General features: G+C 67.0%; 6 protein-coding genes and 1 pseudogene. 4 read left to right on the top strand and 3 right to left on the bottom strand.

Going from position 1 to position 7,008, the window contains the following annotated elements; translation table 11 throughout:
- Positions 1-267: 267 nt before the first annotated feature.
- The 4 genes from ACFFN1_RS14005 (at position 268) to ACFFN1_RS13990 (ending at position 4,437) form a co-directional block, all read left to right on the top strand.
- Positions 268-1,764: an MFS transporter gene (locus ACFFN1_RS14005; protein ID WP_376841456.1), complete on the top strand. Its 1,497-nt coding sequence runs from the start codon at positions 268-270 to the stop codon at positions 1,762-1,764.
- Between the two features lie 137 nt (positions 1,765-1,901).
- Positions 1,902-2,969, top strand: coding sequence for a lipoate-protein ligase small subunit (gene lplB, locus ACFFN1_RS14000; RefSeq protein WP_376841455.1), 1,068 nt, complete (start codon positions 1,902-1,904; stop codon positions 2,967-2,969).
- A 37-nt stretch (positions 2,970-3,006) separates the two neighbouring features.
- Positions 3,007-3,792, top strand: a complete 786-nt coding sequence (gene thyX / locus ACFFN1_RS13995) for an FAD-dependent thymidylate synthase (RefSeq protein ID WP_376841454.1) — start codon at positions 3,007-3,009, stop codon at positions 3,790-3,792.
- A gap of 48 nt (positions 3,793-3,840) precedes the next feature.
- Positions 3,841-4,437 (top strand): CG0192-related protein, encoded by a 597-nt coding sequence (locus ACFFN1_RS13990; RefSeq protein ID WP_376841452.1) that lies wholly within the window; start codon positions 3,841-3,843, stop codon positions 4,435-4,437.
- 99 nt (positions 4,438-4,536) lie between these two features.
- On the opposite strand, the gene ACFFN1_RS13985 is transcribed toward ACFFN1_RS13990, so the two are convergent.
- The 3 genes and pseudogenes from ACFFN1_RS13985 to ACFFN1_RS13975 form a co-directional block, all read right to left on the bottom strand.
- Positions 4,537-5,196: a hypothetical protein gene (locus ACFFN1_RS13985; RefSeq protein WP_376841451.1), complete on the bottom strand. Its 660-nt coding sequence runs from the start codon at positions 5,194-5,196 to the stop codon at positions 4,537-4,539.
- Positions 5,197-5,423: 227 nt separating this feature from the next.
- Entirely contained in the window at positions 5,424-6,362 is a 939-nt protein-coding gene (locus ACFFN1_RS13980; protein ID WP_376841449.1) for a 3-methyladenine DNA glycosylase, read from the bottom strand.
- 239 nt (positions 6,363-6,601) lie between these two features.
- A pseudogene (locus ACFFN1_RS13975) lies at positions 6,602-6,886 on the bottom strand (helix-turn-helix domain-containing protein); the annotation flags it as partial.
- Positions 6,887-7,008: the final 122 nt, after the last annotated feature.

Genomic DNA, 7,008 nt, shown 5'->3' with positions numbered 1-7,008 from the left:
CCCTGGTTCCTGTTTCGTGACTGTTCAGAAACCTACGCGGAGGACGGCGTGCTCACGTCTCAGGCACGCTCAACCACCCACGGATCAGTCAGTAGAGCCACTTTTTTGCTGTCGCCGCGCATCCTGCGCCCCGCAGCGTGGTTTTCGCCCCCGACTTCCTGAGCAGCCCGCTGCCTGCTGCCGCAATCCACAACTGTCGCGTACTTCACTGCCCGGCACGACTTTAGTTTTGCTCATGTATGTGCAAAAGGGTGTAGAGTTCCGCTCATGCCGACCAGCAATGCGCACCTCAGCAGCACACCTGACGCCAGCGCCACCCCCACCACCGCCGCGAACCTGCCCACCAACGGAGCCCCTACCACCACCGCAGCCACTACAACCACCACCCCAGCCACCGGGCACACCCCCACCGCCGACGAGGTCCTCGCCACCCTGCCGTGGAAGTGGCACACGCAGGGCGCGATCTTCCTCATCGGCGGCCTGGGCTTCATGTTCGACGCCTGGGACGTCGCCCTCAACGGCTTCCTCATCCCGCTGCTGTCCGACCACTGGGATCTCACCATCGGCCAGGCCGCCTGGATCGCCACCGCCAACCTCATCGGCATGGCCCTCGGCGCCGTCGTGTGGGGCGGCATCGCCGACCGCATCGGCCGCAAGCGCGCCTTCACACTGACCCTGCTGTTCTTCTCCTTGTTCACCATCGCCGGCGCCTTCGCCCCGAATATCGGCCTGTTCCTCGTCTTCCGCTTCCTCGCCGGTTTCGGCCTGGGCGGTGCGATCCCGGTCGACTATGCTCTCGTCGGCGAATTCACCCCGCGCAAGCACCGCGGCCGCGTGCTCACCGCAATGGACGGCTGGTGGCCGATCGGCGTGACCCTGTGCGCTTTCGTCTCCGCGTGGATCCTCGGCTTCGGCGACTGGCGGCACATCATGCTCGTCATGGTGCTTCCGGCCCTGCTCATCGTCTTCGTGCGCCTCTTCATCCCCGAATCGCCCAAGTACCTCATGGCCGCCGGCCGCCACGATGAAGCCGACGCCGTGCTCACCCGCCTCATCGAGCGCACCGGCAGCCCGGTCACCGAATGGCGTCACGACGCCATCGAACCGCTGCCCCCGCGCAAGGGCCTGGGCGAATCGCTCTCGGCCGCCTCCGGCCAGATCGCCGAACTGTGGCGCTACTCCACTCGCATCACCATCACCGCCTGGCTGCTGTTCGTCTCCGTGCTGCTGCTGTACTACGCGGCTCTGACTTGGCTGCCGAAGATCCTGCGCGAGCAGGGTCTGGGCAACCAGGCCGCCTTCCTCGTCACCGGCCAGATGACCTCGATCGGCATCCTCGGTGTCATCGTCTCTGTCATGCTCATCGAGACCACCGGACGCAAGTGGATGCTTGGGACCACCTCGCTGGTGGCCGCAGCGGCCCTCGTCGTCTTCGCCATCGCGTTGAGCCAATCCGGTGCAGAGCTCAACCTGCTGGCCAAGGTCAGCATCCTCGCCTTCGGCTTCTTCATCCAGATGGCCGTCCCGGCGCTGTACACGTACGTCTCCGAGCTCTACCCCACCCGCCTGCGCGGCTCCGGCTTCGGCTGGGCGTCCTCGGCCTCCCGGGTGGCCACCGGCATCGCGCCGATGATCTTCGGCTCCATCATGTGGCCGCTGCTCGGCCTGACTTGGACGTTCGTCCTCACCGGCGCGCTCGCCGTCGTCGCCGTGACGGTCATGGCTCTCTTCGCCCACGAGACCACCGGCCGGGAGGTCGGCTGACCAGTCCCGAGACGCGGGTTCCGCTCTCGAGGCGCGGGTGCTGTGCCCGAGGCGTGGGCCCCGTACCCGAGGCGCGTTCCGCCTCGGCTGTGGCCGGCACCACAGCCGAGGCGGCCGATGCGCGATAGCGTGGGAGCATGAGCAGCTTCCACGCAGAGCACAAGGTCATCGGCGGCAAACTCGTCGTCGCCGACATCGACACCGACGGCCAGGCGATCACCGCCGCGAAGATCTCCGGGGACTTCTTCCTCGAGCCCGAAGACGCCTACTTCTCCATCGGCCCGGCCCTGACCGGCGCACCGGTCTCCGCGACCCGCGACGAACTCATCGCCCGCCTCGATGCCGCGCTCGCCGAATTCGGCGAGGCGCTGCAGCTGCACGGCTTCTCCACCGGCGACATCGCCACCGTCGTGCGCCGGGCCCTGACCCAGGCGGCGAACTTCACCGACTTCGACTGGAAGGTCATCCACGGCCCCGTCCTGCCCAGCCGCGTCAACGTCGCCCTCGACGAAGTGCTGCTCACCGAGGTCGACGCCGGCAACCGGCAGCCGACCCTGCGGTTCTGGGAATGGGAGGACAAAGCCACCGTCATCGGCTCCTTCCAGTCCTACGTCAACGAGCTGCGGCCTGAGGGCGTCGAGCGCCACGGCATCGACGTCGTGCGGCGGATCTCCGGCGGCGGAGCGATGTTCATGGAAGGCGGCAACTGCGTAACGTACTCGATGTACGTCCCCGACACCCTCATCGCCGGCCTCGACTACGCCGAGTCCTACGCATTCCTCGACCGCTGGGTCATCGCCGCGCTCGCCCGCGAAGGCGTCAGCGCCTGGTATGAGCCGATCAACGACATCACCTCCACCGGCGGGAAGATCGGCGGGGCCGCCCAGCGGCGCCTCACCTCGGGAACGGTGCTGCACCACGCGACGATGAGCTACGACATCGACGCCGACAAGATGGTCGAAGTGCTGCGCATCGGGGAGGCGAAGATGTCGGACAAGGGCGTGCGCAGCGCCAAGAAGCGCGTCGACCCGCTTAGGCGTCAGACCGGGTCGAGCCGCGAGCACATCATCGAGACCATGATCGAGACGTTCACCAGCATGTACGGTGCCGAACGCGACACCATCACCGAGGCCGAACTCGCCCGCGCCGACGAGCTCGTGGAGACGAAGTTCGGCACCGAGAAGTGGACGCATCGGGTGCCGTAGACTGACCCCAAGCCCGCCACGTCACCGAAGGAGCACCGTGCGCCACGTCGAACCCTCCGCCACGCTCATCGCCCGTCCGCAGATCGACTGGGAGGCCATCAATACCTACCTCGCCGACGTCGGCGGCAGCTCCTGGTCCGAGCGCGTCGCAGACGCCGACAGCCCCGATGGCGAAGACCTCGTCGAGTTCTCCGGACGCATGTGCTACCGCTCCTGGGAGCCGGGACTCAACCCCAATGTCGGACGGGTGCGCACGGATTCGACCCAGTACCTCGGCAACGTCATCTCCTCCCAGCACGGGTCGGTCCTCGAACACGCCAACTACACGTTCGTGCTGCACAACGTCTCCCGCGTCCTCACCCACGAACTCATCCGGCACCGCGCGGGCTGCGCGTATTCGCAGGAGTCGCTGCGCTACGTGCGCCTGGAGGAGATCCCGTTCTGGTTCCCTGAGTGGGCGCGCGAGGACGAAGAGCTGATGGAACGCTGCCTGGCCGTCCTCGACACGCTCGAAGAGCACCAGAAGTGGATGAGCGAGCACTTCAAGCTCGATGAGGAGGGCACGAAGTTCGCGCACAAGAAGCACATGACCTCCTTCATGCGCCGCTTCGCCCCTGAGGGCCTGGGCACCGGCATCGTCTACACGGCGAACCTGCGCTCGCTGCGCCATGTCGTCGAGATGCGCACCGCCCCTGGCGCCGAGGAGGAGATCCGGCTGGTGTTCGGCAAGATCGCTGAGATCATGCAGGCCGAGGCACCGGCGATCTTCGCTGACTACTCGGTCGAAGACGGTGCCTGGTTGCCGGGCACCCGCAAGGCCTGACCGATTCCGATGCGGTGATCACCCGCTGATCAGAGATAAGGAGCCGCCATGGCACAGCTGTACGATGCAGAACTCTCACCCGGCAAGCTCGAACTCGTCCAGACCTGGCTGCCGAGCCAGGAGTGGTCCGGCCTCGACGCCGAGGTGCCGCTGGAGGTCGTGACGAGCTACCGGTTCGACGATCCGGCCGGCGAGGTCGGCATCGAGATGCACCTCGTGCGCTCCGCCGACAATGCCGACGGGCCGATCTACCAGGTGCCTGTCACCTACCGTGGTGCCCCGCTTGAGGGAGCCGAGGATGCGCTCATCACGACGATGGAGCATTCGGTGCTCGGCAAGCGCTGGGTCTACGACGCCGTGGCCGACCCGGTGTTCGTCGAGCAGGCCCGCCGCACCATCGCCGAGGCGGACACCTCGGCTGAGGAGATCATCGTCGACGGCGACAATCCCGGTCCGCGCACTGACATCGCCGACGCCCGCGGCACCGGCTGGGATGCCGCAATCAAGGCCGTCGAGGAAGCCGACCTCAACGTCACCCGTCTGCTGGAAGCCGACCAGCTTGCCGGTGCCGAGACCGGACCCGGCATGCTGATGGCGACGTGGGACGGGCAGTCCGAGCCGGTCGAGCTCATGCGACTGGTCTGAGAGCAGCCGCATGAACTGAGTTTCCGCACAGCAGACAGCGGGCGCGTGAGATCGGCTCTCACGCGCCCGCTGTCTGTTGTCAGTCAAGCCTGCTGCGCCTCAGTGACGCGGCGGGATCTCGTTGCCGTTCTCGTCGAAGCGCGGCTCCTGAACATCCCGGCCCTGCGTGTCGAGTCCCTGGCCGTGATCATGACCCTGCCCGCGCGGATCGAACTCCTGTCCCTGTGCGCGAGCGTCGTGCTCGTGCGCACCCGGTGCGGCGTGATCATCGTGCTGACGGTGGCCATCACGGCCCAGCTCGTCGCGGCCGAGTCCGTCGTGGTGGCGGTCGTCGCGGCCGAGTCCGTCGTGGTGGCGGTCGTGGTCGCGGCCATGACCGTGGTCGTCACGGTGGGCAGCGCCAGTGGCACCGGCAGCGCCGGCGCCTGCGGCACCAGCCGCACCGGTGGCTGAGCGCTTTCCGGACTTCTCATCGAAATCGGGATCGAGCTCATTGGCCTTGGCCTCGCGGCGCTTGAGCTCCTCGCGCTCGGCGGCCAGCTGCTCCTCTTCGCGGTTGATGGTGCTTTCCTTGCGGTCGGCCTCCAGGCGGGCCTTCTCAGCTTCACGTCGACGATTCTCAACATCGAGCTCACGCTGACGGACGTCGATGTCGTGCTGCTTCTTCTCCGACGCCTTCATCAGCGCGGCGACGATCGCAATGATGATGATGACGCCGATGACTGCGGCGATGATGAGGAGCAAGGTCTGACTGTCCATGAGATGTCCCTCCGTCAAGGAGACTTGGTGCCTCCACTGCCACCAGCATAGTCGTCTGACCAGGAGATATAACGGGTTTCACTGCACCGGGCGCAGACATTCGACCAGATGCCGAGCCAGGGCGCAGATGAGGGACGACGGTGGCTGCTCACGCGAATCCCGGGAACCAGCGCGTGTCCGCAGGCGGTCGATTCCCAGCCGCGGGCCCAGCGCGCGGCAATACCGCGTCAGCTGCGCGGTTCGATGCCGGCGGCGGCCAGCGCATCGAGCAGCTCGCGGCGCAGCCGCTGGGCGCGCTGGCTGAACGCCTGCTGCCGGCGCATGTACTCAGCCTTGCCCGCCGCCGTCTCGATCGCCACGACCCCATAGCCCCAGGCCCGCACGTCATACGGGCTGGCCTCCATGTCGAGCGTCCGGATATCGCGGGCGAGATCGAACGCCGTGACGATCACCTGCGAGGGCACGATCGGCACGAGCTTCATCGCCCACTTGTACAGATCCATCCCGGCGTGCAGACAGCCCGGCTGCTCCATCGACACCATCGTCTTCCGCTGCGGCGTGAGCGTGTTCAGCGGCCGGGCGGCTGGGGTGAAGAACCGGAACGCATCGAAATGCGAACACTGGATGCGATGGGATTCGACGACCCTGTCGGTCTCCGCCTGGCTCAGCCGCAGCGGCACCTGCCTATGCCGACGCTCATCAGCTGACTGCCGGTAGACCATCGCCCATTCGTGCAGTCCGAAGCAGCCCAGCTGCGCCTCCCGATCCAGGGTTGCCGCCAGCAGGTTCGCGATGAACTGCGCGCCCTCACCCCGGTCGGCCCGCCAGGCCGGGACGTCGACGAAGGCGATGTCACCGGTCACCGCCCACCAGCGGCGGGCGAACTGCTCACGATCTGCCGCCTCGGGGGCGGCGAGCCCGATCCCGGCGCCGGGCTGGTAGCGGGCCACCTGCGCAGGCGTGAAGGGATAGTAGGTGAAGAGGAAGTCCTCGACCGGGTGCTTCTCACCGCGGGCCCGGCGCGCCAGATGGGCGCCCATCCGCTCCTCGACGGCGGCGGCGAGCTCGGCGGCGGCAGCCTTCCAGGTAGCAGCGTCGACGACCGCCTCGGGTGCAAGGGCTGCAGCCGAGCCGGAGGTCGGGGCAGGGGTGGTGTCGGTGTGCATCGCCTGCCCATTGTCGCAGACGCTCAGCGGCCCGAGCGCTTGGTGCTGCGGACAGGTGGAGCTGTCAGCCGGTCCTCCGGTCCAGAAACGGTGGGACCAAGGACTCTCTACCCAGCAATCTCGCCTGCCAACGCCACGTAAAGCGGCTCTTCACCGTTGAGGGTGTAGTCGGGGTCGGCGCGTCGTTCACGGGGCAGGGGGCGAGGACTTCAGAGCTTTTCGAAGCAGCATCAGATTGGTTCGTGGCGGATGCGGCGAGCTGACCATTTGTGATCGCAGCGGAAGCGGTCGATGAGTTCGACGACTTCGAGTGGGATCCGTGTCGGGCGGGTTGCTGGTGCGCTGGAGCGGTCTTCGAGACCGTCGACTCCTTCTTCGCGGTAGCGTGCCACCCATTTCGTCAGTGTGGAGCGGGCGATGCCGGCTTCAGCGGCGACGTGGGAGATGGGCCGGCCGTCGGTGAGGACGCAGGTGACGAGGCGCTGTCTTCCTTCCGGGGTCAGCGGGGCGTTAACGTGGGTCATCGGAGCGGGTCTCTTTCGGGCTTGTCAACTTGAGTGTGTATGGGGTGGTTTTCACAGGTAGGGTTCCATGCGGTCGGGGAAGGCCACAGCGAGCTGGGCCAGGGCTTGTTTCCAGTTCGTGG

Origin of the sequence: Brevibacterium otitidis (assembly GCF_042429315.1) — a bacterium.
GTDB classification, from domain to species: domain Bacteria; phylum Actinomycetota; class Actinomycetes; order Actinomycetales; family Brevibacteriaceae; genus Brevibacterium; species Brevibacterium otitidis.
Note: the sequence above shows the minus strand (reverse complement) of the source record. Positions and strands in the feature narration are given on the sequence as shown.